16 protein-coding genes and 1 riboswitch are annotated in these 23,474 nt (G+C 74.4%); of the genes, 12 read left to right on the top strand and 4 right to left on the bottom strand.

Translation table 11 applies throughout. The features are described 5' to 3' along the window. Window positions 1-19 precede the first annotated feature (19 nt). Window positions 20-679 (top strand): phosphoribosylglycinamide formyltransferase, encoded by a 660-nt coding sequence (gene purN, locus BKA21_RS04820; RefSeq protein ID WP_140457224.1) that lies wholly within the window; start codon window positions 20-22, stop codon window positions 677-679. A gap of 69 nt (window positions 680-748) precedes the next feature. On the opposite strand, the gene BKA21_RS04815 is transcribed toward purN, so the two are convergent. Beyond that, on the bottom strand, window positions 749-1,720 hold the full coding sequence (locus BKA21_RS04815; protein ID WP_140457223.1) for an NAD-dependent epimerase/dehydratase family protein: 972 nt from the start codon (window positions 1,718-1,720) through the stop codon (window positions 749-751). A gap of 129 nt (window positions 1,721-1,849) precedes the next feature. Here BKA21_RS04815 and BKA21_RS04810 point away from each other — a divergent pair, with 129 nt between their 5' ends. Further along, the gene (locus tag BKA21_RS04810; protein WP_140457222.1) at window positions 1,850-2,671 is read left to right on the top strand and encodes a TetR/AcrR family transcriptional regulator; all 822 of its coding nucleotides are present in this window, start codon (window positions 1,850-1,852) and stop codon (window positions 2,669-2,671) included. A 72-nt stretch (window positions 2,672-2,743) separates the two neighbouring features. Here BKA21_RS04810 and BKA21_RS04805 read toward each other — a convergent pair whose 3' ends face one another. Continuing rightward, window positions 2,744-3,703 (bottom strand): hypothetical protein, encoded by a 960-nt coding sequence (locus BKA21_RS04805; RefSeq protein WP_140457221.1) that lies wholly within the window; start codon window positions 3,701-3,703, stop codon window positions 2,744-2,746. A 162-nt stretch (window positions 3,704-3,865) separates the two neighbouring features. After that, window positions 3,866-3,954, top strand: a riboswitch (ZMP/ZTP riboswitch). Between the two features lie 31 nt (window positions 3,955-3,985). Between BKA21_RS04805 and purH the strand changes: the two genes are divergently transcribed. Beyond that, window positions 3,986-5,590 (top strand): bifunctional phosphoribosylaminoimidazolecarboxamide formyltransferase/IMP cyclohydrolase, encoded by a 1,605-nt coding sequence (gene purH / locus BKA21_RS04800; RefSeq protein ID WP_140457220.1) that lies wholly within the window; start codon window positions 3,986-3,988, stop codon window positions 5,588-5,590. A gap of 61 nt (window positions 5,591-5,651) precedes the next feature. Here purH and BKA21_RS20105 read toward each other — a convergent pair whose 3' ends face one another. Further along, a complete protein-coding gene (locus BKA21_RS20105; RefSeq protein WP_140457219.1) occupies window positions 5,652-6,875 on the bottom strand; it encodes an NAD(P)/FAD-dependent oxidoreductase in 1,224 nt (407 codons plus the stop codon). A 116-nt stretch (window positions 6,876-6,991) separates the two neighbouring features. Between BKA21_RS20105 and BKA21_RS04790 the strand changes: the two genes are divergently transcribed. Then, window positions 6,992-7,408, top strand: a complete 417-nt coding sequence (locus tag BKA21_RS04790; RefSeq protein WP_140457218.1) for a DUF3017 domain-containing protein — start codon at window positions 6,992-6,994, stop codon at window positions 7,406-7,408. Window positions 7,409-7,499: 91 nt separating this feature from the next. On the opposite strand, the gene BKA21_RS04785 is transcribed toward BKA21_RS04790, so the two are convergent. After that, window positions 7,500-8,654 carry an aquaporin gene (locus tag BKA21_RS04785; protein WP_179625314.1) on the bottom strand — a complete coding sequence of 385 codons (1,155 nt, stop codon included), beginning with the start codon at window positions 8,652-8,654 and terminating at the stop codon, window positions 7,500-7,502. Between the two features lie 244 nt (window positions 8,655-8,898). Between BKA21_RS04785 and BKA21_RS04780 the strand changes: the two genes are divergently transcribed. The 8 genes from BKA21_RS04780 (at window position 8,899) to mmsB (ending at window position 23,456) form a co-directional block, all read left to right on the top strand. Then, a complete protein-coding gene (locus tag BKA21_RS04780; protein WP_140460819.1) occupies window positions 8,899-10,116 on the top strand; it encodes an NADP-dependent isocitrate dehydrogenase in 1,218 nt (405 codons plus the stop codon). Between the two features lie 140 nt (window positions 10,117-10,256). Then, window positions 10,257-11,612: a methyl-accepting chemotaxis protein gene (locus tag BKA21_RS04775; protein ID WP_140460818.1), complete on the top strand. Its 1,356-nt coding sequence runs from the start codon at window positions 10,257-10,259 to the stop codon at window positions 11,610-11,612. 89 nt (window positions 11,613-11,701) lie between these two features. Next, entirely contained in the window at window positions 11,702-12,697 is a 996-nt protein-coding gene (locus tag BKA21_RS04770) for a malate dehydrogenase (RefSeq protein WP_140460817.1), read from the top strand. A gap of 31 nt (window positions 12,698-12,728) precedes the next feature. After that, window positions 12,729-13,001, top strand: coding sequence for a DUF167 domain-containing protein (locus BKA21_RS04765; protein WP_140460816.1), 273 nt, complete (start codon window positions 12,729-12,731; stop codon window positions 12,999-13,001). A gap of 191 nt (window positions 13,002-13,192) precedes the next feature. Beyond that, window positions 13,193-19,108: a pullulanase-type alpha-1,6-glucosidase gene (gene pulA, locus BKA21_RS04760; RefSeq protein ID WP_140460815.1), complete on the top strand. Its 5,916-nt coding sequence runs from the start codon at window positions 13,193-13,195 to the stop codon at window positions 19,106-19,108. Window positions 19,109-19,501: 393 nt separating this feature from the next. Beyond that, complete coding sequence (gene chvE / locus BKA21_RS04755; protein WP_140460814.1) at window positions 19,502-20,656, top strand: multiple monosaccharide ABC transporter substrate-binding protein; 1,155 nt, start codon at window positions 19,502-19,504, stop codon at window positions 20,654-20,656. Window positions 20,657-20,733: 77 nt separating this feature from the next. Next, a complete protein-coding gene (gene mmsA, locus BKA21_RS04750; protein ID WP_140460813.1) occupies window positions 20,734-22,284 on the top strand; it encodes a multiple monosaccharide ABC transporter ATP-binding protein in 1,551 nt (516 codons plus the stop codon). Beyond that, a complete protein-coding gene (mmsB, locus tag BKA21_RS04745) occupies window positions 22,281-23,456 on the top strand; it encodes a multiple monosaccharide ABC transporter permease (RefSeq protein WP_140460812.1) in 1,176 nt (391 codons plus the stop codon). Before mmsA ends, mmsB begins: the two co-directional genes overlap by 4 nt. Window positions 23,457-23,474 lie beyond the last annotated feature (18 nt).

Raw genomic sequence — 23,474 nt, 5'->3', positions numbered from 1 at the left:
GGCGGCTAGGGTCGGTCGCGTGAGCCACGACCGACCCACGCCGCCCCCGCCGACCCCCGCGACGAGCACGGCCCGCCGCCTCGTGGTGCTCGTCTCGGGCACCGGCTCGAACCTCGCGGCCCTCCTCGCCGCCCACGAGGACCCCGCCTACGGCGCGCGCGTCGTGGGCGTGGTCAGCGACCGCGCAGGCGTCGCCGCCCTGGACCGGGCCCGTGCGGCCGGCGTGCCGACGGCCGTGGTCGCGCTCGCGGACTTCCCGGACCGTGCGGCGTGGGACCGTGCGCTGGCCGAGGCGGTCGGGGTGTTCTCGCCGGACCTCGTGGTGATGGCGGGCTTCATGAAGCTCGTGGGGGAGGCGTTCCTGGCGCGGTTCGGCGGACGGGCGGTCAACACGCACCCGGCGCTGCTGCCCGCGTTCCCGGGGGCGCACGGGGTGCGCGACGCCCTCGCGTACGGGGTCAAGGTCACGGGCTGCTCGGTGATCGTCGTCGACGGCGGCGTGGACTCCGGTCCGATCGTCGCGCAGACGCCGGTGGTGGTGGAGCCCGACGACGACGAGGACTCCCTGCACGAGCGGATCAAGGCGGTCGAGCGGACGCTGCTGGTCGAGACGGTCGGGGCGGTCGCCCGCGGGGGGCTGCGCGTGGACGGCCGGCACGTGCGGGTCGGCGGCGGCTGAGCCGCGTCCCCGCGCGGGGCCCGTGGTCGGCGTCATCAGGGCGCCGACCACGGGCGGGGTGCCGTCGGGTCAGGCGGCGGCCCGCTGCTCGTGCCGGTAGGCCGCCAGGGTCTGCGCGACCACGTCGTCCCAGTCCGTCGACGACGTGCCGAGCACGGCGCGGCTCGCGGCGTCGTCCGCGACGAAGGGCGCCGTGAACTGGTACCCGACCGCGTGCACCTCGCGCATCATCGGCTGCGCGACGCCGAGGGCGCGCACGAGCGCGAGCGGGACGGGGGACACCCGCGGTGCGGGTGCCCCGGCGGCCGCGGCGAAGCGCTCGGCGACCTGCCGGTACGTGAGCGGCTCGGGGGACGGCACGTGCCAGGGCCGGCCCCAGGCGGCGGGGAGCGCGGCGGCGGCGGCGAGCGCGGCCGCGAAGTCGGGCAGGTAGGTCCAGGTGTGCGGCTGGTCGGCGGACCCGACGGGGCGCAGAACCTTCCCGGCGAGCAGCGGCGCGAGCATGCGGGGGCCGACGTGGGCGTGGGCCTCGGCGCCGGGGCCGAGGTAGTCGGACCCGCGCACCTCGACGGCGCGCAGCGCACCGGCGTCGTGGCGGGCCAGCGCGTCGGCCCACATGCGCGCCCGTACCTGACCCTTGGTCTCGCGCGTGGCCAGCGGGTCGTCCTCGTGCATGTGCTCGTTGCCCGCGCCGTAGGAGTAGAGGTTGCCGGCGACGACGAGCACGGCACCGGTGCGTTCGGCGGCCGTGAGCAGGGCGTCGGCGACCGGGGGCCAGTCGCTGACCCAGCGGTGGTAGGCGGGGTTGACGCAGTTGTACAGGGCTGCGGCGCCGCGGGAGTGCCGCGTCAGCGCGTCGGCGTCGGTCCCGTCGACGCGGTGGTGGGTCACGGTGCCCCCGCCCGGGGCCGCCGTCCGCCCGGGCGTGCCGGGGCGTGCGCCGGAGCGGGACAGGACGTGCACCTCGTGCCCCGCGGCGGCGAGGTGCTGGGCGAGCGTGCGGCCGATGGGGCCCTTGCCGAGGACGACGTGACGAGCCATGAGGTTCTCCCGGGGGATCGAGCGTGAGCACTGCTCTCTGATGCGAGCAATGCTCTGCTGCGCGGTGGCGGGTTGTCAAGAGCAGTGCTCTCGTTTGCGATCGCCGCTCTCGCCGGTGAGGATGTCGGCATGCCCGACACGCACGCCGCTCCCGCCGCCCCTGCAGCCCCGAAGCCTGCGGTGCGGGTCTCGGCACGGGACCGCGCGCGGGCCGAGGTCATGCGCGACCTGCTCGCCGCCGCCCGCGCCCGCCTCGCCACCGACGGCGCCGCCGAGCTCTCGCTGCGCGCCGTCGCGCGCGACCTCGGGCTCGCCTCCTCGGCCGTGTACCGGTACGTCCCCTCGCGCGACGCGCTGCTGACCCTGCTCGTCGTCGAGTCCTACGACGCCGTGGGCGCCGTCTGCGAACGGGCGGCGAGCGCCGCCGACGCGGCCGGCCACGCACCCGCCCGCGCCTGGCTCGAGGTGGCCCGCGCCGTGCGCCGCTGGGCGCTGGCCGACCCGCGCGGCTTCGAGCTCATCTACGGCACGCCGGTGCGCGGCTACGCCGCCCCGGCGGACACGGTCGTGCCCGCCACGCGCGTGTGGGCCGTCGTCAGCGGGCTGCTCGCCGCCGCGCGCGCCGACGGGTCGCTCCGCCCGGCCGGGCCGACGTTCGCCACCGACGGGCTCGTCACCGACGACGTGTACGCGTTCGCGGCCGCCCACGGCGCGGACCTCGCCGCCCGGCCCGGCGCCGACGGTGACGCCGAGGACCGTCGGCGTGACGTGGTGCGGTCGATCACGCTCTTCAGCAGCCTTCTCGGAGCCCTGACCGCCGAGCTCTTCAGCCACCTGCGGGGCGTCGCGCAGGACCCCGCCCGGGCCTTCGACGTCACCGTCGCGACCGCCGCGGCCGGCGTCGGGCTGCACGTCGACCTGGCGGACGCGTGGGACGCGCCGGCGCGCTGACACCGACCCCGCCGACGCGACCCGCGCGCCGAGCCCGAGCCCGCGGGCGCGGCGGCAGGCCGGACGGGACGCTCAGCGCCAGAGCACCGCGCGCTCGCCGTCGTCCGTGAACAGGCAGCCGACCGCGTGCCCCGCGTCGTTGACCGCCATGAGCGTCACCTCGCCCGCCGCCGGGTCGACGAACCGCACCGGACCCCCGGCGTCCTGCGCGAAGGCCTGCTGGGCCTGCCCCGGCGGGGCCACCCACCCGATCACGCGCCCCCGGTCGCTGAGGTCGGCGACGACACCGAGCGCCCCGCCCTGCGGCCCGACCTCCGCCACGGCGCCGGACGCCGACCACCGCACCGGCCGGACGTCGCCCGAGCCGGCCGACAGGTAGCTGTAGCCCGCGGCCCGGCCCCGGTCGTCGACCGCGGTGGCCAGGCTCGAGCCCGACCCGTCGCCGAGGCCCGCCAGCCGCACCAGGCGGCCGTCGGCCTCCCACCGCACGGCGTGCTGGGTGTCGCCCACCCACGCGGCGCCCACGACCTGCCCGCGGTCGTTGACGTCGTTCGCGTCCGTCCGCCCGCCGAGGCCCTCCAGCGCCGTCATGACCCCGTGCCGCCAGCGGAACGCGGCGGGCTCCCCGCCCCACGCGCCCGACGTGCCGACCAGCTCGCCACGCTCGCTCAGCCCCGTGACGTAGACGAGCGTGTGGTCCGGGCTCAGGGCCCCCACCATCCACAGCCGGCTGCCGTCCCAGAAGGCGGCCCGGCCGTCGACCTCGCCGGCCACCTGGCCGCGGTCGTTGACGAACCGCGCGCTGGTCAGCCCGCCGGGCAGCGGCAGGACGCGCCCGCCGCGCACGAGGTGCGTCGTCGTCAGGACGGTCCCCCGGTCGTTGACGTCCCACGCGCACTCGTCGATCCCGAGGTCGACCAGCCCGCCCGGCTGGTGCGTCGCAGCCGCGTCGCCGCCCGGCGGGGCGGCCAGCGGGACCGCGCCCGAGACGGCGAGCGTGGTCGCGAGCAGTGCCGTGGCGATCGCGGACATGGTTCCCCCCAGGTCTGGACGCCCGACCCTGGGCGGCCCGGTACCGATGGTGCCCGCGGGACGAACCGGGCACAACGTGCGCGGCCGGACTTCACCTGGACGGCGGCACCGGACGCCTGTCCGCCTGCCGCAGGGTCTGCCGGACGCGTCCCCGCTAGACTCTGACGCGGTCGTGACTGGCGCGGGTGGAGGCAACCACCGGGGAGCGGCCGCAGCCGGTCCACCGTGCACCGCCCGCCTGGGTGCGCGGGTCCCCGACCGACGCTTCCCCCGGGAGATGCCATGTCCGACGCGCCCACCGCCGACGCCACCCGCCGCCCCCTGCGCCGCGCCCTGCTGTCCGTCTACGACAAGACCGGGCTCGTCGAGCTCGCGACCGCCCTGCACGCGGCCGGCGTCGAGCTCGTCTCGACCGGGTCGACCGCCGCGACCGTCGCCGCCGCCGGCGTGCCCGTCACGCGCGTGGAGGACCTCACCGGGTTCCCCGAGTGCCTCGACGGGCGGGTCAAGACGCTGCACCCGCGCGTGCACGCCGGGATCCTCGCCGACACCCGCCGCCCCGAGCACCTGGCCCAGCTCGACGAGCTCGGCGTCGCCGCGTTCGAGCTCGTCGTGGTCAACCTCTACCCCTTCACGCAGACCGTCGCGTCGGGCGCCGACGTCGACGCGTGCGTCGAGCAGATCGACATCGGCGGGCCGTCGATGGTGCGGGCCGCCGCCAAGAACCACCCGAGCGTCGCCGTCGTGGTCGACCCGGCCCGGTACGACCAGGTCGTCGCGGCCGTCGCGGCCGGCGGCTTCACGCTCGCCGAGCGGACGCGGCTGGCCGCCCAGGCGTTCGTGCACACCGCGACGTACGACGTGGCCGTCGCCTCGTGGATGGGCTCGGTCGCCACGACGACCGACGAGGTCGACGGCGTCAGCACCGGCTTCCCCGCCTGGGTCGGCGCGACCTGGGAGCGGGCCGACGTGCTGCGCTACGGCGAGAACCCCCACCAGCGTGCCGCGCTCTACACCTCCGGGCACGGCCCCGCCGGTCTGGCGCAGGCCACGCAGCTGCACGGCAAGGCCATGAGCTACAACAACTACGTCGACGCCGACGCGGCCTGGCGGGCGGCGCACGACCAGGACGGCCCGACGGTCGCGATCGTCAAGCACGCCAACCCGTGCGGGATCGCCGTGGGCACCGACGTCGCCGACGCGCACGCCAAGGCCCACGCGTGCGACCCCGTCTCCGCGTTCGGCGGCGTCATCGCCGCGAACCGCGTGGTCACCCGCGCCGCCGCCGAGCAGATCGCGGCCGTCTTCACCGAGGTCGTCGTGGCGCCCGGGTTCGACGACGACGCGCTGACGGTGCTGCAGCAGAAGAAGAACGTGCGCCTGCTCGTCGTGGACGCCCCGCCCGCGGGTGCGGTCGAGATGCGCCCGGTGTCCGGCGGCCTGCTGCTGCAGGCGGTGGACCGCGTCGACGCGCCCGGCGACGACCCGACGACGTGGACGCTCGCGACCGGCACCCCGGCGGACGACGCGACGCTCGCCGACCTCGCGTTCGCCTGGCGGGCCGTGCGCGCGGTGAAGTCCAACGCGATCCTGCTCGCCCAGGACGGCGCGTCCGTCGGCGTGGGCATGGGCCAGGTCAACCGTGTCGACTCGTGCCGCCTGGCCGTCGAGCGGGCGAACGCCGGCGGCGCCGAGCGGGCCCGGGGCGCCGTCGCCGCGTCCGACGCGTTCTTCCCGTTCGCCGACGGCCTCCAGGTGCTCCTCGACGCCGGGGTCCGGGCCGTCGTGCAGCCTGGCGGGTCCGTCCGGGACGAGGAGGTCGTCGCCGCGGCGCGGGCCGCCGGCGTCACGCTGTACCTGACCGGCACGCGCCACTTCGCGCACTGACGCCGACCCCTCGGTGCCGTCCGCGCGGCGGCACCGAGGGGTGGTGCGCCGGCGGGGATCCTCAGCGGCGGCGCAGCGCGGCCAGGCTCGTCGCGTCCCCGGGGTCGATCCGCGGCAGCGCGGGAGGGGCCAGCAGCCGTCGTGCGGCCCCGACGTCGCGGGGCCTGTCGGCGGCGAGCGCGGCGGTCGTCGTCCCGTCGGGCCGCGACCACAGCACCGAGAAGCCCGCGCCGCCCGGGTCGCGCAGCACCGTCGGCTCGTCGCCCGGGGACGGCAGGCCGAGCAGGGCCAGGTCGTGGCCGAGCTGCGTGGAGAACACGTAGGGCACCAGGTCGTCGCCCGTCGCGGGGTCGGTCGGCACCCCGAGCAGGTGGCGCACGAGCACGTCGGGCCCGCGCAGCGCCGCGTCCCAGTGCCCGCCCGGCACCCACCCGTACCGGGCCGACCGGCGCACCGCGACGTCGCCCACCGCGAGGAGGCCCGGCAGCGGACCGCCGGGACCGAGCACCCGGTACCCGTCGTCGACGCGCAGCCGCCCCTGGTGCAGGGGCAGCGCGTCACCCAGCCACGCGGTCGCCGGCCGGGCGCCGACGGCCGCGAGCACCACGTCGGCGGGGAGCACGCGCCCGTCCGCGAGCGTCACGGCGTCGGGCCGCACGTCCGCCACGGGTGCGCCCGTGAGCAGGCGGACCCCTGCGGCGGCGTACCAGGGGCGGGTCAGCCCGCCGACCTCGACCCCCAGCGGCCCGGCCAGCGGGGCGTCGGCCGCCTCGACGACGCTCACGTCGTGGCCCGCCGCGGCCGCGACGCCCGCGACCTCGGCCCCGATCCAGCCCGCCCCCACGAGGACGAGGCGCCGCGGCCCCGACCCGAGGAGCGCCCGCAGGCCGGCCGCGTCATGCGCGGTGTGCAGGGTGCGGGCCTCCCACCCGGCGGGCCGGACCGCGGCCGCGCCGGTGGCGAGGACGACGCAGGCGGCGGAGTGCTCCGCGCCGTCGGTGACGACGGTCGCGCCGCCGGGCGCGGGCCGCAGGGCGCGCGCGGGCTCGGCGAGCCGCACGTCGTCGGCCAGCGCGGTCAGGTCGGCGTCGATCTCGTCGGCGAGCCAGGCCGGACCGGTGCGGTCGAGCAGGTGCTTGGACAGCGGCGGCCGGTCGTAGGGCGCGAGGCCCTCCGCGCCGAGGACCCGCACGTGGCCGTCGTACCCGTGCTCGCGCAGGGCGGCGACGGTGCGGGTGGCGGCGAGCCCGGCGCCGACGACGAGGACGTCCGGCGGGGTGGTCACGCACGTCACGCTATCCCGCGGGACCGGGGGTGCGGGCCAGGCCCCGGGGCCGGCCCGCGGCGGTAGTCTCTGCGGCGGACCACGCCCCTCCCGGCAGACAGAAGGCACACGCGCGCATGACGACGCAGCGGGACCCCCGGCCGCCGCACCCCGCCCCGGAGGACGAGCCGGCGCCGGACCCCGTCCCGGCCCCGGAGGACGTCCCCGACGAGGAGGCGCCGCTCGACCCGCGCGCGATCGCCCGGGCGTCGCTGCAGGCCGGGCGCAACGCGTCGCTGTGGTGGTCGAGCGCCGGCGTCGCCGCGTCGGCCGCGCTGTCCGTGCTGTGGAGCCCCCGTCTCGGACCGGTCGCCCTCGCGCTCGTGCTCCTGGCCGGGGCGGTGCTGCGGGCCGTCTCGCCGCCGCCCGGCCCGGTGGCGTTCAGCCCCCGCGCGCGCTGGCTCGACCTGGTCACGCTCACCGGGTTCGCGGTGGTGCTGCTCGGGCTGACCTGGATCGTGCCCGCCTGGGGCCCGTACCCGACCTTCCCCTGACGTGCGCCCCTGACGTGCGCCCCTGACGCGCGCAGGGCCCGGGTGCGGTGCACCCGGGCCCTGCGGCCGCCGGTCGTCCCGGCGGGAGCCGTCAGCGTGCGACGGCGTCCTCGAGGTCGTCGTCCTCGTCGAGCTCGTCGATCTCCAGCGGCTCGCTCGCGAACGCCCGGTACACCAGGGCGGCGACGGCGGCGCCGACCAGCGGCGCGACCCAGAAGAGCCACAGCTGCTCCAGGGCCCAGCCCTCGGAGAAGATCGCGACGGCCGTCGAGCGCGCGGGGTTCAGGCCGGCGTTCGTGACGGGCAGCGCCACGAGCAGGAGCACGGCGTAGGTGAGGCCGATGGCGTACGGGGCGTGCCCGCGGGGCGTGCGGCGGTCGGTCGCGGCGAGCACGACGCCGACGAGCACGGCCGTGAGCACGACCTCGACGAGCAGCGCCGGCACCAGGCCGAACTCGGCGGACCCGGTCGACAGCCGCGACAGCGGGGAGTTCTCGGCGAAGCCGTTGGCCGTGGCGGCGAAGAACGACCGGACGGAGCCCTCACCGGTCTGGCTGAGCAGCGCGGGCAGCGCGGTCGGCACCGTGAGGAACAGGACGGCCGCGGCGAGCGCGCCGCCGGCGACCTGGGCGAGCCAGTAGGGCAGCAGGTCGCGGGCCCGGGTGCGGCCCGCGAGCACGGCGCCGAGGGTCACCGCGGGGTTCACGTGCCCGCCCGAGACGTGCCCGAGCGTGGCGACCGCGGCGAGCGTCGCGACGCCGAAGCCGAGCGCGACCGTCAGGGTCGTCTGGGTGCCGCTGAAGCCCGAGTAGAGCCAGATCCCCACGCCGGCGAGCACCACGAGGAACGTGCCGAAGGCCTCGGCGCCCAGGCGGGCGAGCAGGCCGGGCCCGTCGGTCGTGGCGGTCGTGACGACGACCTCCTCGACGACGGCGACCTCCTCGACGACGACGGCCGGGGCGGGCGCCTGCGGGGCGGCGGGCGCTGCGTCGGGGGCGGGCGTCGCGGCGGACGGGGCGTCGGCGGCGGGGACCTCGGCGGCGGGGACCTCGGCGGCGGGGACCTCGGCGGCGGGTGCCGCGGCGGACGCCGGGGCGGCGTCGGCCTCGGGTGCCGTGACCTCGGGCGCCGTGACCTCGGGCGCCGTGACGTCGGGCGTCGCGGACGCGGAGGGCGTGGTCTCGGGCGTCGTGGGTGCGGCGTCGGTCGGCGTCGCGTCGGCGTTCTCGGGCTTCTGCTGGGACATGGGGGTCCTGTCAGGTCGGAAGGGTCGGTGCGACGGGCGTCCCGGGCGCTGGGGGAGGTCGCCGCGGACACGTCCGTGCGCGTGCGTGGGCCAGCATGCCAGGCCAGGCTGTGCAGGACAGCCCGTCGGCGCCACGACCCCGCGGCGCGCGCACGACCACGCGGCACCGGCGGCCCCGGCCCCAGGTCTCTCGACGTCGAGTAACCTGGCCCGGACACCCACGGCACAGGAGGCAGGCTCCCGCATGGCGAAGATCAAGGTCGTCGGCCCCGTCGTCGAGCTCGACGGCGACGAGATGACGCGCATCATCTGGCAGTTCATCAAGGAACGCCTGATCCACCCGTACCTCGACATCGACCTGCGGTACTACGACCTGTCGATCCAGAACCGCGACGCGACGGACGACCAGGTCACGATCGACGCGGCCCACGCGATCAAGGAGCACGGCGTCGGCGTCAAGTGCGCCACGATCACGCCGGACGAGGCCCGCGTCGAGGAGTTCGGCCTGAAGAAGATGTGGGTCTCGCCGAACGGCACGATCCGCAACATCCTCGGCGGCGTCGTCTTCCGCGAGCCGATCATCATCAGCAACATCCCGCGCCTGGTGCCGGGGTGGAACAAGCCGATCATCATCGGGCGCCACGCGCACGGCGACCAGTACAAGTCGACGAACTTCAAGGTGCCCGGCGCCGGCAAGGTCACGATGACGTTCGAGCCGGCCGACGGCTCGGAGCCCCAGCGGTTCGAGGTCGTGACGATGCCCGAGGGCGGCGGCGTCGCGATGGGCATGTACAACTTCAACGAGTCGATCCGCGACTTCGCGCGCGCCTCGTTCGCGTACGGCCTGCAGCGCGGGTACCCGGTGTACCTGTCGACGAAGAACACGATCCTCAAGGCCTACGACGGTGCCTTCAAGGACATCTTCCAGGAGGTGTTCGACACCGAGTTCAAGGCGCAGTTCGACGCCGCGGGCCTCACGTACGAGCACCGCCTCATCGACGACATGGTGGCCTCCGCGATGAAGTGGGAGGGCGGCTACGTCTGGGCGTGCAAGAACTACGACGGCGACGTCCAGTCCGACACCGTGGCGCAGGGCTTCGGCTCGCTCGGCCTGATGACGTCGGTCCTCATGACCCCCGACGGCCAGACCGTCGAGGCCGAGGCCGCGCACGGCACCGTCACGCGCCACTACCGCCAGCACCAGCAGGGCCGCCCGACGTCGACGAACCCGATCGCGTCGATCTTCGCGTGGACCGGCGGCCTCAAGCACCGCGGGAAGCTGGACGGCACGCCCGAGGTGACGCAGTTCGCGCAGACGCTCGAGGACGTCGTCGTCCGGACGGTCGAGAGCGGCAAGATGACCAAGGACCTCGCCGTCCTCGTGGGCCCGGACCAGCCGTGGCTGACGACCGAGGAGTTCCTCGCCGCGCTCGACGAGAACCTGGCCGCCCGCCTGGGCTGACCACCACGCCGGGGCGCAGGGGCGCCACCGTTCGCGGTGGTGCCCCTGCGGCGTCGATGCCGGTCCGGGTTCACCCGTCCGGTCGGGTGGACCCGGGCGGCGGGCTGCCGATGGGGGTTCGTGCACCCCAGGAGGCCCCGATGACCGTCACCTCGCCCGCACCGGGCACACTCCGCGCGCGGTCCGGGGACATCCCGGCCGGGATCCGGCTGCCTCGGGGAGCCACGCTCACACCCGCGTCGTTCGCCGCCCGGCACCGCGTCGTCCAGGGTGTCGTGTGGCTCAACCTCGTCGGCCTGCTGGTGCTGGGTGTGCTGTCGGACGAGCCGTTCCTGCACGTCCTCGCCGCTGCCGCGCTCATCGCCGTCCTCGCCGTGCTGGGTCGCACCCTCCCGCGGCCGGGCACGCGGGCGGCGCTGACGAGCGTCGCGCTCATGGGGTGCTCGTACCTCGCCATCCACGTCGCGGGCGGCCGTGTCGACGCCCACTTCCACCTGTTCGTCGCCCTGGTGTTCGTCGCGCTCTACCAGCAGTGGTCCGCGCTGCTGTGGGCGGTGGTGGCGGTGGTCGTCCACCACGGCGTCCTCGGTCTCCTCGCGCCGCACGCGGTGTTCGGGGAGATGGCGTCCCACCACGGTGCCGACCTGCCGGGTGCGGCGCTCGTCGGGCTCGTGGCCCTGCATGCTGCGTTCGTCGTGGTCGAGGTCGTCGGGATCCTCGTCCTGTGGCACTTCGCCGAGCAGACCGAGCGGGAGGTCAACGACGCCGTCCTCGCGGCGGGCGCCGCCCGCGAGGAGGCGGTCCTGGCCACGGCGCAGGCGCAGCAGGAGGCCGCCGTCGTGGAGGAGGAGCGCGCACGACGGCTCGACACCCTGCTCGCCTCGCTCACCGCGCAGGCCGACGAGATCGCGCAGGTCGCGCGCACCGCGGCGGAGCAGGTGGTCACGGCCGAGCAGAGGGCCGACTCCCTGACCGCGGCGGCGCAGGACGTGGCCCGACGGGCGCAGGACGCCGCCGAGGCCGCGGACCGCGGGCGCCAGGTCTCCAGCCGCTCCCGCGAGCACATGAGCGCGCTCGACGCGTCGGCGGGGCGCATCGCCGAGGTCATCGGCTCGGTCAGCGCCGTCGCCGCCCAGACCAACATGCTCGCCCTGAACGCGACCATCGAGGCGGCACGTGCCGGCGAGGCCGGGCGCGGGTTCGCGGTGGTCAGCGGAGAGGTCAAGGAGCTGGCGGCCAGCACCGCGCACTCGGCCGGCACGATCGAGTCCGCCGTCCGTGCGGTGCAGCAGGGATCGGCCCAGGTGGCCGAGGCCTTCGACGAGACCACGTCGGCGGTCGACCGGATCGCTGCCATCCAGGACGAGATCGAGGCGGCAGCACGCTCGCAGGTCGCCGTCGTGGCTCAGGTGCGCGAAGACCTCGCGGCGGCGGCCGCCGGGGCGACGGAGATCGTCCACCACGTCGACCGGCTCGTCGCGGGGATGCGGGTCTGAGCAGCGCGGTCGTCCGGTCGGGGGGTAGGTTCGCGGTGTACGCGTGACCCGCGTCGCGGGTCGCCGGGCCGACCGAAGGAGACCGCCCCGTGTCCGTCACCCCTGCCGTCGTCACCGTCACCGGCGGAGCCGGCCAGATCGGCTACGCCCTCGCCTTCCGGATCGCCTCGGGGCAGCTGCTCGGCCCGGACCGCCCGGTGCGCCTGCGCCTGCTGGAGATCCCGGCGGCCGTCCCGGCCGCGGCGGGCGTGGCCATGGAGATCGACGACTGCGCGTTCCCGCTGCTCGACGGCGTCGACGTCACGTCGGACGCGACGGCGGCGTTCGACGGGGTCGACGTGGCGCTCCTCGTGGGTGCGCGGCCGCGCACGAAGGGCATGGAGCGCGGTGACCTGCTGAGCGCGAACGGCGGCATCTTCGGCCCGCAGGGTGCCGCGATCAACGCCGGTGCCTCGTCGGACGTGCGCGTGCTGGTCGTCGGCAACCCCGCCAACACCAACGCGTACATCGCGGCGGCGCACGCCCCCGACGTGCCGAAGGACCGCTTCACGGCCATGACGCGCCTCGACCACAACCGGGCCGTGGCCCAGCTGCGGCAGCGCACCGGTGCGGCGGTCGACGACATCGCCCGCCTGGCCATCTGGGGCAACCACTCCGCCACCCAGTACCCGGACCTGACGCACGCGACGATCGGCGGACGTCCGGCGCTCGACGTGGTCGACGACGAGGCGTGGGTGCGCGGCACGTTCATCCCGACGGTCGCGAAGCGGGGGGCGGCGATCATCGAGGCGCGGGGCGCCTCGTCGGCCGCGTCGGCGGCGAACGCGGCCATCGACCACGTCCGCACGTGGGTGGACGGCACCCCGGCGGGGGACTGGACCTCGGCCGCGGTCGTCTCGGACGGCTCGTACGGCGTGCCCGAGGGTCTGGTGTCGTCGTTCCCCGTGACGGCGTCGGGCGGCGCGTACACGATCGTGCCGGGCCTGGAGCTCGACGCGTTCTCGCGCGAGCGGGTCGACGCGTCGGTGGCCGAGCTGGTCGAGGAGCGCGAGGCCGTCCGGGCGCTCGGCCTGGTCGGCTCGTGACCCGCGCGGCGCACGGCCCGGCCCGTCGGCCGTGAGGGTCGCCGTCCGGGTGCGTCCCGGCGCGTCGCGCACGCGCGTCGGCGGCCTGCACGGCGACCGGCTCGTCGTGGCGGTGCAGGCGCGGGCCGTCGACGGTGCCGCGACCGAGGCCGCGCTCGCGGCGGTCGCCGACGCCCTGGGCCTGCGCCGCCGGCACGTGAGCCTCGTCGCGGGGGCCACGAGCCGGGACAAGGTCGTGGAGGTCGACGCGGGGCTGGTCGACGCGGCGCTCGCGGCGCGCCTGGAGGCGCTGCGCGAGGGCTGAGCGACGCCTGGGCGCGTGCGCCGGACGGCCCACCGCCCGCTGGGCGTGCGCGGTGGGCCGTCGGTGCGTCGGCTGTGCGCGCGGTATCAGGGACTTTGTCGGAACTCCTTGCAGCAACTTGATGCAAGGGGTTACGTTCGCGGGACAGCCCGCCTGCCGGCACGACGACGTGCCGCGACGAAGGAGTCCCGATGGTCGGCGTCCGTGTGCGTCCTGGTTCGTCCCCGTCCCCCCGCCCCGCCGCCCGAGGCACCACCGAGCCCCCGCGTCCCGCCACGGCGCGGCGCGTCGTCGCCGCGGGGACGGCCGCCGCGGTCGCGCTCGCGGGCCTCGTCGCCGCCCTCGCGCCGACCGCCGCGCAGGCCGACGCGACCGGCGTCGTCCTGGTCGGCAGCCTGCAGGACGAGCTCGGCTGCGGTGCGGACTGGGACCCGGCCTGCGCCGCCACCGCGCTCGCCGCGGGCGACGTGCCCGGCCGGTGGACCAGCACCTTCACCGTGCCGGCGGGTGCGTGGGAGTGGAAGGTCGCCCTCGACGGCACCTGGGACGCCGCCTACGGCGCCGACGGCGGGACCGGCAACACGCCGCTGGTCGTCGCCGGGCCCGCGGAGCTCACGTTCACCTACGACGACGCGACGCACCGCACGTCCGTCGTCGTGGAGGACCTGGCCGGGGGCTACACGGACGCGGACGCCGCCCTGGTCGCCGAGCCGGTGCGCGACCCCGGTGCCGGTGAGCAGCTGTACTTCGTCATGACCGACCGGTTCGCCAACGGCGACCCGTCCAACGACACCGGCGGCCTGACGGGCGACCGGCTGACGACCGGCCTCGACCCGACCGACAAGGGCTTCTACCACGGCGGCGACCTCGCCGGCCTGCGCGAGCGGCTCGACTACGTCGAGGGCCTCGGCGTGACGGGCATCTGGCTGACGCCGTCGTTCCTCAACCGTGCCGTGCAGGGCGAGGGCGCGAACGCCTCCGCCGGGTACCACGGGTACTGGATCACCGACTTCACGCAGATCGACCCGCACCTGGGCTCCAACGCCGAGCTCGAGGCGCTGATCGACGACGCCCACGCGCGCGGCATCAAGGTGTACTTCGACATCATCACCAACCACACCGCGGACGTGATCGCCTACGCCGAGGGGCAGTACGCGTACGTGCCCCAGGCCGACGAGCCGTACCGGGCCGCGGACGGCACGCCGTTCGACCCGTCGGACGTGGCCGGCAGTGCCGACTTCCCCGCGCTGGACCCCGCGACGTCGTTCCCGTACACGCCGGTCGTGCCCGCGGCGGACGCCGACCTCAAGGTGCCCGACTGGCTGAACGACCCGACATTGTACCACAACCGCGGCAACTCGACGTGGACGGGGGAGTCCGTCACGTACGGCGACTTCGACGGCCTCGACGACCTCATGACCGAGCACCCGCGGGTCGTCGACGGCTTCGTCGACGTGTACGAGGCCTGGGTCGACCTGGGCGTCGACGGCTTCCGCATCGACACCGTCAAGCACGTGAACACCGAGTTCTGGGAGACGTTCACCACCGAGGTGGCCGCGCACGCCGCCGCCGCCGGCAACCCCGACTTCTTCATGTTCGGCGAGGTGTACGACGCCGACCCGGCGCTGACGGCGCCGTACGTGCGGGACACCGACATGAACGCGATCCTCGACTTCTCGTTCCAGGCCGCCGCGGCGAGCTACGCGCGGGGGTTCGGCGCGTCGTCGCTGCACGCCCTGTACGCCGGCGACGACCTGTACACCACCCCGACGAGCAACGCGCAGGCGCTGCCCACGTTCCTCGGCAACCACGACATGGGGCGCATCGGGTACGCCGTCAAGGACACCGACGACCCGCAGGGCCGCTCGGGCCTCGCGCACAGCCTCATGTACCTCACGCGCGGGCAGCCGGTCGTCTACTACGGCGACGAGCAGGGCTTCGTCGGTGACGGCACCCTCGGCGGCAAGGACAAGGACGCCCGGCAGTCGCTGTTCGCGTCGCAGGTGCCCGAGTACGCCGGGCAGGAGCTGCTGGACGGCACCCCGGCCGGTGCCGTGGACCGGTACGCGACCGACACCCCGCTGTACACGCACGTGGCCCGGCTCGCGCAGCTGCGCGCGGACACCCCGGCGCTGACGTCCGGGGCCCAGGTCGAGCGGTACGCCGACGGTGCGGTCTACGCGTTCTCGCGCGTCGGGGACGACGACGTCGAGCACCTCGTCGCGCTCAACAACGACGACGCGGCCACCACCGTCACGGTCGACTCCCTCACGCCCGGGGCGACGTTCACCCCGCTCCTGGCCACGAGCGGCACCGGCACGGCCGACGCGGCGCCCGTCACCGCCGGGGCCGACGGCACCGTCGAGCTCGCGCTGCCGGCGCTCGGCGCCCTCGTCCTGCGGGCCGACGCCCCGGTCGCCACCGGCGGCGACGCGATCAACCTCGACCTGCCCGGCGCCGGTGCCGCGCTGGAGGGCCTGGCGCCCGTGGCGGCCGACGTCGCCGACGACGTGCACGCCACGACGTCCTTCGCCTGGCGCACCGTCGGCGACGACGCCTGGACCGCCCTCGGCACCGCCGAGACCACCGCGCCCCGGGTGTTCCACGACGTGCGCGACCTGGCCCCGGGCACGCTGGTCGAGTACCGGGCCGTGCGCGAGGACGCGGCCGGGCAGCGCACCGCCGCGTCGACCTTCGGCAGCGTCGGCGTGGCCGTCGACGGCGTCGAGCCCCCGCCGGGCCCCGGCGGCGAGGTCGTCACCGTGCCCGGCAGCCACAACGCCGCGATGGGCTGCGCGGGGGACTGGCAGCCCGGCTGCGAGGCCGCACGCCTGACCACGCTCAACGGCCTCGTGCACCACGGCACGTTCACGCTGCCGCCCGGCACCTACGAGTACAAGGTCGCGGTCGGCGGCACGTGGGACGAGAACTACGGCGCCGGCGGAGCCCCGGGCGGGGCGAACATCACCTACACGGTGCCCGGGGACGAGCCCGTCGACGTGACGTTCGTGTACGACGTGACGACGCACCAGGTGACGACGTCCGTCGACGGCCCCCTGATCACGCTGCCCGGCTCGCACCAGAGCGAGCTCGGCTGCGCCGGCGACTGGGACCCGGCGTGCCTGGGCGCGGCGCTCGTGGACGGCGACGGGGACGGGACGGCGACGTTCACCGCGCCCGACCTGCCCGCCGGCACCTACGAGGTCAAGGTCGCGCACGGCCTGTCGTGGGCCGAGAACTACGGCGCCGACGGCGTGCGCGACGGTGCGAACATCACCTTCGCCGCCCCGGGCGGCAAGCCCGTCACGTTCGTCTACGACCTGGCCACGCACGTGCTCACGGTGCAGGTCACCGACCCGCCGCTGCCCGGCACCGGCCAGCTCGCCGCCCACTGGGTCGACGCGACCACGATCGCCTTGCCCACGGCGTTCGTGCCGTCGGGCACCGACGCCGCCGACCTGACGTTCACGCTGCACGGCTCGACCGACGCCGCGCTGCAGGTCGACGACGGGCAGGTCACCGGTGGCGAGGAGCACCCGCTGACGGTGCTGCCCGACGGGCTCACCGACGCCCAGGCCGCCCGGTTCCCGGCGCTGGCCGGGTACCTCGCGCTGCGCCTGGACGCCGACCCCGCCACCGTCGAGGAGCTGCTCACCGGGCAGCTGCTCGTGCGCCAGGGTGCGGCCGACGGCACCGCGCAGGCCGTCACCGGCGTCCAGGTGCCCGGCGTGCTCGACGACGTCTACGCCGACGCCGCCCGCGCGACCCTCGGCACCACCTGGCGTCGCGGCGCACCGACGCAGACGCTCTGGGCACCCACCGCCCAGGACGTCGACCTGCTCGTGTGGCCCGCCGACAGGCGCGGACGCCTCGACACCTCGGCGGAGCCGGTGCGCCGGGCCGCGGAGCGTCGCGCGGACGGCACGTGGTCCGTCGGCGGGCCGAAGGCGTGGGCGGGCGCCGCCTACCTGTGGGAGGTCACGGTCTACGCACCCACCACGGGCGAGGTCGAGATCAACCGGGTCACCGACCCGTACGCCGTCGCCCTCACGCTCAACAGCACCCACGGCGTGCTCGTCGACCTCGACGACCCCCGCTACCGCCCCCGCCAGTGGGAGCGCACGCCCCAGCCCGTCGTGCGGCCGGTCGAGCAGACCATCTACGAGCTGCACGTGCGGGACTTCTCGATCTCCGACGCGACCGTCCCCGAGCGGCTGCGCGGCACCTACGGGGCCTTCGCGGTGCGCAGCAGCGACGGCCGCGACCACCTGCGCCGCCTCGCGGACGCCGGCCTGACGACCGTGCACCTGCTGCCCACGTTCGACATCGCGTCGATCGAGGAGGACCGCACCGCCCAGGCCGAGCCGGCGTGCGACCTGGCGTCGCTGCCGCCGGACTCGCCCGAGCAGCAGGAGTGCGTCACGGCCGTCGCCGCCGACGACGCCTTCAACTGGGGCTACGACCCGTGGCACTGGACCGCCCCCGAGGGGTCCTACGCGGTCGACGCCACCGGCGGCGCCCGTCTGGCCGAGTTCCGGACCATGGTCGGCGCCCTGCACGCCGACGGCCTGCAGGTCGTGCTCGACCAGGTCTTCAACCACACCGCGGCCAGCGGCCAGGACGCCCGCAGCGTGCTCGACCGTGTCGTGCCCGGCTACTACCACCGGCTGAACGCCACCGGCCAGGTCGAGACCTCGACCTGCTGCCAGAACGTCGCCACCGAGCACGCCATGGCCGAGAAGATGATGGTCGACTCCGTCGTCACCTGGGCCCGCGACCACAAGGTCGACGGCTTCCGGTTCGACCTCATGGGCCACCACTCCCGCGCCACCATGGAGAAGGTCCGCGCCGCCCTGGACGACCTCACCCCGCGCCGCGACGGCGTCGACGGCTCGAAGGTCTACCTGTACGGCGAGGGCTGGAACTTCGGGGAGGTCGCCGACGACCGGCTGTTCGAGCAGGCCACGCAGGGCCAGCTCGGCGGCACCGGCATCGGCACGTTCTCCGACCGGCTGCGCGACGCCGTCCGCGGCGGCGGACCCTTCGACGAGAACCCGCGCGTGCAGGGCTTCGGCTCCGGCGCCTTCACCGACCCCAACGGCGACCCCGTCAACGGCACCGCCGACGAGCAGCGGGCCCGCGTGCAGCACCAGGGCGACCTCCTGCGCCTCGGGCTGGCCGGCAACCTGCGCGACTACGCCCTGCCCACGTCCGACGGCACCGTGCGCACCGGCGACGAGATCGACTACAACGGCCAGCCGGCCGGGTACGCGGAATCCCCGGAGGAGGTCGTCACCTACGTCGACGCGCACGACAACGAGACCCTCTTCGACAACCTCGCCCTCAAGCTGCCGCAGGGCACCTCGATGGACGACCGGGTCCGCATGAACACCGTCTCGCTGGCCACCACGGCCCTCGCCCAGACGCCGTCGTTCTGGCACGCGGGCGCCGACCTCCTGCGCAGCAAGTCCCTCGACCGCAACAGCTACGACTCAGGGGACTGGTTCAACGTCCTCGACTGGTCGCAGCAGACCAACGGGTTCGCGCGCGGGCTGCCCCCGGCCGCGGACAACGAGGCGAAGTGGCCGTACCAGCAGCCGCTGCTGGCCGACCCGGCGCTCGTGCCCACCCCCGAGCACATCGGCACGGCGCACGAGGCCGCGCTCGAGCTGCTCGAGATCCGCTCCTCGACCCGCCTGCTGCACCTGGGGTCCGCCGAGCTGATCGGCAGCCGCGTCACGTTCCCCGGGGCGGGCGCGGACGCCGCCCCGGGCGTCGTGGTCATGCACGTCGAGGACCGCCGGGGCTGGGACCGCGCGGCGCACCGGTGGCGCACCGACGTCGACCGGCGCCTCGACGGTCTGCTCGTGGTCGTCAACGCCTCCGACGAGCCCACCACCCAGACCGTGGGCGCGCTCGCGGGCCGGCGGTACGCGCTGCACCCGGTGCAGGCGCGCGGGCAGGACGACGTGGTCCGCACGACCCGGTACGACCGGGCGACCGGTGCGGTGACGGTGCCGGCGCGGACCGTCGCGGTGCTCGTCGAGCAGGCGGGCCGGGGCGGCTACGCCCCGACCCCGCCGCGGGGGGTGCCGGGCCGCTCCTGACCGCCGCCCCCGCCCGACCGACCACCTCCGTCGACCCCCGCCGGCCCGTCCTCGCCCGAGGGCGGGCCGGCGTGCGTCACGCTGCGTTCCGGTCCCGAACCCGGACGAGCTCGGACGAGCCGACCGCTGTCCGGTTCGTCCGGATCAGGTCCGACGTCCCGGGGGAGAACGCTGTCCCGGGTGCCGTGACCGAACCGTGATGGTTTCGAGACCGGAGTGGTTGCCTCCGGCGTTGACTTCGAGAACCGAAGGCAACAGAGTGTGCGTGCTGCACCTCGGGACGACGACGACCGGCGTCCTGGAGTCAGCCGGGACACCGCGCGTGGGCACGGCAGCCGCGCACCGGACCCGCAGGGTTCGCACCGAACCTCTCAGCGACGAGAAGGAGCAGACATGCGACGCAAGATCACCATGACGGCGGCGACCGGGGCGGCGCTCGTCCTCGGCCTCGCTGCCTGCGGCGGTGGTGGCGCCGGCAGCACCGAGGGCGACGGCGAGGCTCCCGCAGCCGAGGACGTCACCGTCGGCGTGGCGATGCCGACGGAGACGTCGGAGCGCTGGATCCAGGACGGCGACGCGGTGAAGGCCGGCCTCGAGGAGCTCGGCTACCAGGTCGACCTGCAGTACGCGGGCGACGACATCCCGACGCAGACCCAGCAGATCGACTCGATGATCACGGCCGGCGCGGACGTGCTGATCATCGCGGCGATCGACGGCACGGCCCTGTCGAGCCAGCTCGACGCGGCCGCGGCGGCGGACATCCCGGTCATCTCCTACGACCGCCTCATCCGTGACAGCGAGAACGTCGACTTCTACGTCACGTTCGACAACTACGCGGTCGGCGTCGCGCAGGCCAACGGCCTGCTCGCCGGTCTCGGCCTCACGGACTGGGCGGGCGAGCCCGCCGAGGACGCGCCCGAGGGCCCGTTCAACGTCGAGCTGTTCGCCGGCTCGCTGGACGACAACAACGCGCACTTCTTCTGGCAGGGCGCGATGGACACCCTCGAGCCCTTCATGGAGGACGGCACGATCGTCGTCCCGTCCGAGCAGACGGACATCGAGCAGGCCGCCACGCTGCGCTGGTCGCAGGAGACGGCGCAGAAGCGCATGGAGGACCTGCTGACCTCCACGTACTCCGGCGACACCGAGCTGCACGGCGTGCTCTCGCCGTACGACGGCATCTCGCGCGGCATCATCACGGCGCTCCAGGGCGTCGGCATGGGCCCGTCGCTCGAGGACGGCCTGCCGGTCGTCACCGGCCAGGACGCCGAGATCGCCTCGGTCAAGCTCATCCAGGACGGCATCCAGTCCTCGACGATCTTCAAGGACACCCGCAAGCTCGCCGACCAGTCGGTCGTCGCGGTGGAGTCCTTCGTCAACGGCGAGGAGCCCGAGGCGAACGACACCGAGACGTACGACAACGGCGTGAAGGTCGTCCCGTCGTACCTGCTCACGGTCGACACGGTCCACGCGGACAACATCACCGAGCTGCTGGTCGACTCGGGCTACTGGACGCAGGACGAGATCGACGAGGGCGTCGCGGAGTGATCTGACGCACCCCGGACGGGCCCGGTCCACGCAGGGCCGGGCCCGTCCCACGCCCGACGAGAGAACGGAGGACGCGCATGAGCGTGATCCTGGAGATGCGCTCGATCACGAAGACCTTCCCCGGCGTCAAGGCGCTGCAGGATGTGACGCTGACGGTCGAGCGTGGCGAGATCCACGCCATCTGCGGTGAGAACGGCGCCGGCAAGTCGACGCTGATGAAGGTGCTCTCCGGGGTCTACCCCCACGGCACCTACGAGGGCCAGATCCTCTTCGAGGACGAGGAGATGTCCTTCGGGTCGATCAACGACTCCGAGGCCAAGGGCATCGTGATCATCCACCAGGAGCTCGCGCTGGTGTCCTACCTGTCGGTCGCGGAGAACATCTTCCTCGGCAACGAGGTCCGCGGCGCCGGCGGCCTGATCGACTGGAACAAGACCAACGACGAGGCGGCCAAGCTGCTCGCCCGCGTCGGTCTCGACGAGAACCCGACGACGCCCGTCTCCCAGCTCGGCGTCGGCAAGCAGCAGCTCATCGAGATCGCCAAGGCGCTGTCGAAGGAGGTCAAGCTCCTCATCCTCGACGAGCCGACGGCCGCCCTGAACGACACCGACTCGGAGCACCTGCTCAACCTGCTGCGGCACCTGCAGGGCCAGGGCATCACGTCGATCATGATCTCGCACAAGCTCAACGAGATCGCCGAGATCGCGGACAGCACCACCATCATCCGCGACGGGCGCACGATCGAGACGATCGACATGAAGGAGCCCGAGTCCACCCAGGACCGCATCATCCGCGGGATGGTCGGCCGGGACCTCGAGCACCGCTACCCCGAGCGGACGCCGCAGATCGGCGAGGAGGTGCTGCGGGTCGAGGACTGGACCGTGCGGCACCCCACGCAGGCGGACCGCCTGGTCATCGACGGCGCGTCGTTCGACGTGCGCGCCGGCGAGGTCGTCGGCATCGCCGGCCTCATGGGCGCAGGGCGCACCGAGCTGGCGATGAGCCTGTTCGGCCGCACCTACGGCCGCTACGTGCGCGGCCGGGTCTTCAAGAACGGCCAGGAGATCCACACGCGCACGGTGTCCGAGGCGATCAACCACGGCCTCGCGTACGCCACCGAGGATCGCAAGAAGTACGGCCTCAACCTCATCGACGACATCCGCCGCAACATCTCCAGCGCAGGTCTGCGCCAGATGGCCGCGCGCGGCTGGGTCAACGGCAACGAGGAGCTCAAGGTCGCCGAGGAGTACCGCGGCAGCCTGAACATCAAGACGCCCACCGTGATGGCCGTCGTCGGCAAGCTCTCCGGCGGCAACCAGCAGAAGGTCGTCCTGGCCAAGTGGCTGTACACGCAGCCCGACGTGCTCATCCTCGACGAGCCGACCCGCGGCATCGACGTCGGTGCCAAGTACGAGATCTACACGATCATCAACCGCATGGTCGCCGAGGGGAAGGCCGTCGTGGTCATCTCCTCGGAGCTGCCCGAGCTCCTGGGCATCTGCGACCGCGTCTACACCCTGGCCTTCGGGCGGATCACGGGTCAGCTGCCGGTCGCCGAGGCGACGCAGGAGCGGCTGATGGAGCTCATGACCATGGAGCGAGAGACAGCAAAGGACCAGGCATCATGACGGCCATCGCCGGCTTCCGCGAGATGGTGACGCGGAACCTTCAGCAGAGCGGGATCTTCGTCGCGTTCATCGCCATCGTCGCGCTCTTCGCGCTGATGAACGAGAACTTCCTCAGCCCGGGGAACCTGACGAACATCATCCTGCAGTACTCGTACATCCTGATCCTCGCCATCGGCATGGTGATGGTCATCATCCTCGGGCAGATCGACCTGTCCGTCGGGTCGGTCGTCGCCCTCACCGGCGCGGTCTCCGCGGTGCTCGTCATCCGCGAGGGCCAGCCCTGGGTCGTCGGCCTGCTCGCGGCGCTCGCCGTCGGCTTCCTGGTCGGCATCTGGCAGGGCTTCTGGGTCGCGTTCGTCGGCATCCCCGGCTTCATCGTCACCCTCGCCGGCATGCTCCTGTTCCGCGGCCTGACCTACCGGGTCCTCGACAACGTGTCGCTGTCGCCCTTCGGCGGCGTCTACTACGACATCGCGAACGGGTTCCAGAACGGCCTGCTCGGCGGGTACGGCGTGGACGTCTTCACGCTGGTGATCTTCGGCATCGCGGTGGCGGGCTACGCGTTCAGCCAGTGGCGCACGCGCCGCGGCCGCATCGCCTACCAGCAGACCGTCGAGTCGATGCCGCTGTTCATCGCCAAGATCGTCGCCGTCGGCGCCGTCGTCATGTGGTTCGGCTACCAGCTCGCGCAGAGCCGCGGCCTGCCGAACGTGCTGATCATCCTCGCGGTGCTGATCCTGGCCTACTCGGTCGTCACGCAGCGTTCGGTGTTCGGCCGTCACGTCTACGCCATCGGCGGCAACCTGCACGCCGCCGAGCTGTCCGGCGTGAAGGTCCGCAACGTGACCTTCTGGGTCTTCGTCAACATGGGCGTGCTCGCGTCGGTCGCCGGCGTCGTGTTCTCCTCGCGCATGAACGGCGCCCAGCCGGGCGCCGGCAACATGTTCGAGCTCGACGCCATCGCCGCCTGCTTCATCGGCGGCGCGTCCACCACGGGCGGCGTCGGCCGCGTGACCGGAGCCATGATCGGTGGTCTGATCATGGCCGTCATGAGCAACGGCATGCAGCTCATGGGCGTCCCCCAGTCGATCCAGCAGGTGGTCAAGGGCCTCGTGCTCCTGCTCGCCGTGGCGTTCGACATCTACAACAAGCGTCGCGCCACCGTGCGCTGACGCCCGTCCGTGCCGACG

It is taken from the genome of Cellulomonas oligotrophica, assembly GCF_013409875.1.
GTDB classification, from domain to species: Bacteria; Actinomycetota; Actinomycetes; order Actinomycetales; family Cellulomonadaceae; genus Cellulomonas; species Cellulomonas oligotrophica.
Note: the sequence above shows the minus strand (reverse complement) of the source record. Positions and strands in the feature narration are given on the sequence as shown.

Coding starts and splice junctions, on each gene's coding strand:
- BKA21_RS04815 (WP_140457223.1), bottom strand. CDS start 1,720: ATGGCTCGTCACGTCGTCCTCGGCAAGGGCCCCATCGGCCGCACGCTC.
- BKA21_RS04810 (WP_140457222.1), top strand. CDS start 1,850: ATGCCCGACACGCACGCCGCTCCCGCCGCCCCTGCAGCCCCGAAGCCT.
- BKA21_RS04805 (WP_140457221.1), bottom strand. CDS start 3,703: ATGTCCGCGATCGCCACGGCACTGCTCGCGACCACGCTCGCCGTCTCG.
- purH (WP_140457220.1), top strand. CDS start 3,986: ATGTCCGACGCGCCCACCGCCGACGCCACCCGCCGCCCCCTGCGCCGC.
- BKA21_RS04790 (WP_140457218.1), top strand. CDS start 6,992: ATGACGACGCAGCGGGACCCCCGGCCGCCGCACCCCGCCCCGGAGGAC.
- BKA21_RS04785 (WP_179625314.1), bottom strand. CDS start 8,654: ATGTCCCAGCAGAAGCCCGAGAACGCCGACGCGACGCCGACCGACGCC.
- BKA21_RS04780 (WP_140460819.1), top strand. CDS start 8,899: ATGGCGAAGATCAAGGTCGTCGGCCCCGTCGTCGAGCTCGACGGCGAC.
- BKA21_RS04775 (WP_140460818.1), top strand. CDS start 10,257: ATGACCGTCACCTCGCCCGCACCGGGCACACTCCGCGCGCGGTCCGGG.
- pulA (WP_140460815.1), top strand. CDS start 13,193: ATGGTCGGCGTCCGTGTGCGTCCTGGTTCGTCCCCGTCCCCCCGCCCC.
- chvE (WP_140460814.1), top strand. CDS start 19,502: ATGCGACGCAAGATCACCATGACGGCGGCGACCGGGGCGGCGCTCGTC.
- mmsA (WP_140460813.1), top strand. CDS start 20,734: ATGAGCGTGATCCTGGAGATGCGCTCGATCACGAAGACCTTCCCCGGC.
- mmsB (WP_140460812.1), top strand. CDS start 22,281: ATGACGGCCATCGCCGGCTTCCGCGAGATGGTGACGCGGAACCTTCAG.